Origin of the sequence: Pelagicoccus sp. SDUM812002, from assembly GCF_031127835.1 — a bacterium.
In the GTDB taxonomy this organism is placed as follows: Bacteria; Verrucomicrobiota; Verrucomicrobiia; order Opitutales; family Opitutaceae; genus Pelagicoccus.
The window spans coordinates 1-1,442 of sequence record NZ_JARXHX010000081.1 but is presented as its reverse complement, the minus strand read 5'-3'; the positions used below and the strand labels follow the sequence as shown (position 1 = coordinate 1,442).

At 44.8% G+C, this 1,442-nt stretch carries 2 protein-coding genes; both read right to left on the bottom strand.

Annotated elements, in window-relative coordinates; translation table 11 throughout:
* Window positions 1-154: 154 nt before the first annotated feature.
* Window positions 155-751, bottom strand: a complete 597-nt coding sequence (locus QEH53_RS23725) for a hypothetical protein (protein ID WP_309025720.1) — start codon at window positions 749-751, stop codon at window positions 155-157.
* Window positions 752-833: 82 nt separating this feature from the next.
* A complete protein-coding gene (locus tag QEH53_RS23720) occupies window positions 834-1,340 on the bottom strand; it encodes a hypothetical protein (RefSeq protein ID WP_309025719.1) in 507 nt (168 codons plus the stop codon).
* Between the last annotated feature and the right edge of the window lie 102 nt (window positions 1,341-1,442).

Below are 1,442 nucleotides of genomic sequence, written 5' to 3'. Positions count from 1 at the left end.
TCTCTAGGTCAAGAAGTCTAGTTCACTGTCCGAGGATGTTGCCTCCTTCGGATCTAAAACTCTCTCAATATAATTTTCTTCATAAGTGGCTAACGTCGAGTGCATACGCGGAGAGGGCGCAGCCCTCGGAGTTGTATGACACGACTTGTTAGCACTAGAATTTCCATTTGAAAGATCCGCCTGCCAAATGGAGAGTCTTTCCAGGGGGATTAAGCTGCAGGTAGTCGGCTGACAATGAAATCGAGTCGTTTATCAAGAACTTGTATCCGATGAATGCAGACAACGACCAATCCTTTTCTTTCTTATTCAACCAGCCGTTATGGTCATTCTTGATATTTTCGGAACCGATGCCGAATCTCAGGATACCGTTACCAATTTCGGGGTTATATGCAAATCCGAATCCGATTGATTTCATTTCCTCTTCGACCTCAAATGGGGTAATGACTTCGCGACCAGGCTCTCCTATTATGGGTGGCTGTTGACTGCCGATCCAGTTGGTCTCCAGCTTTCCTAATTCAGTGTAGCTTGCGAATAGCTCGATGCGGTCATTGAAGAGGTATGAAATGGACAATCGGGGGACTAGCCCATTGTAATCTTTAGAATCGGCAATCCCTGAATAGGGAGCATCGGGTGACCCAGATCCGCTCATGTAGAGGAGTGAAATTGAGCCTTCTATCTTTTCTCCGGCTAAGGCTTCAGGATAAAGGGCTGAAATGATAGTAATGGCAGTTATAAGAGTTGGTTTATTCATTGCGTGTCGGTTTGGGGGTTCGAAAAGAGTTACGTTAAAACTGGTACAATCAGATTCTCTCTTTTCTGCTAACGTCGAGTCCTCACGACGTAGGACGCGCAGCGGCCGAAGTTGTGAGCGACGTCTGGTTCACTTTTTTGTAATTTCTAGTTCTCAAAAACGATCGTAGCTTTCTTTTGCTCCTTTTCGTCAGTGCTACGTCAGTTGCGTATCCCAATCCATAATCTTCTCCAATAGTAACTTCGTTATGGTGGTGAAGGTAGTAAACTACTGTATCCATTCCTTCACCTTCAAAGGTGAATACGTATTCGGCGACGCAAAAGCAGGGGGAAGAAATGATCTCATGTCCATCTGCTGTAAACTCAGGTACTGGGTCTAATAACTCGATCTTTTCTTTGAATCGCTCAATCGTCTCTTGATCGCTTGTGGAGTAAGATAATCGATGTTTATTCTTTTTTGAACTGGCTCGCTCAATCGTGACCTTAGAGGCTTCGGTTGTTAATTCGAGAAAACGTTCCTGTACAACGCCAGCACTACACAGGAATGGTCCTATGGAAATCAGTAGTAGAGCTGCAATGGGTGATTTCATTTTTAGTGAACGCCGAGCTCAGACGCGAGCGCTTGCGCGAGTTGTCTGGAGCGACTTGATATGCTTATTTTTTGTTTCTTATTCGTGCGATTTCAATCCAGA

Coding starts and splice junctions, on each gene's coding strand:
- QEH53_RS23725 (WP_309025720.1), bottom strand. CDS start 751: ATGAATAAACCAACTCTTATAACTGCCATTACTATCATTTCAGCCCTT.
- QEH53_RS23720 (WP_309025719.1), bottom strand. CDS start 1,340: ATGAAATCACCCATTGCAGCTCTACTACTGATTTCCATAGGACCATTC.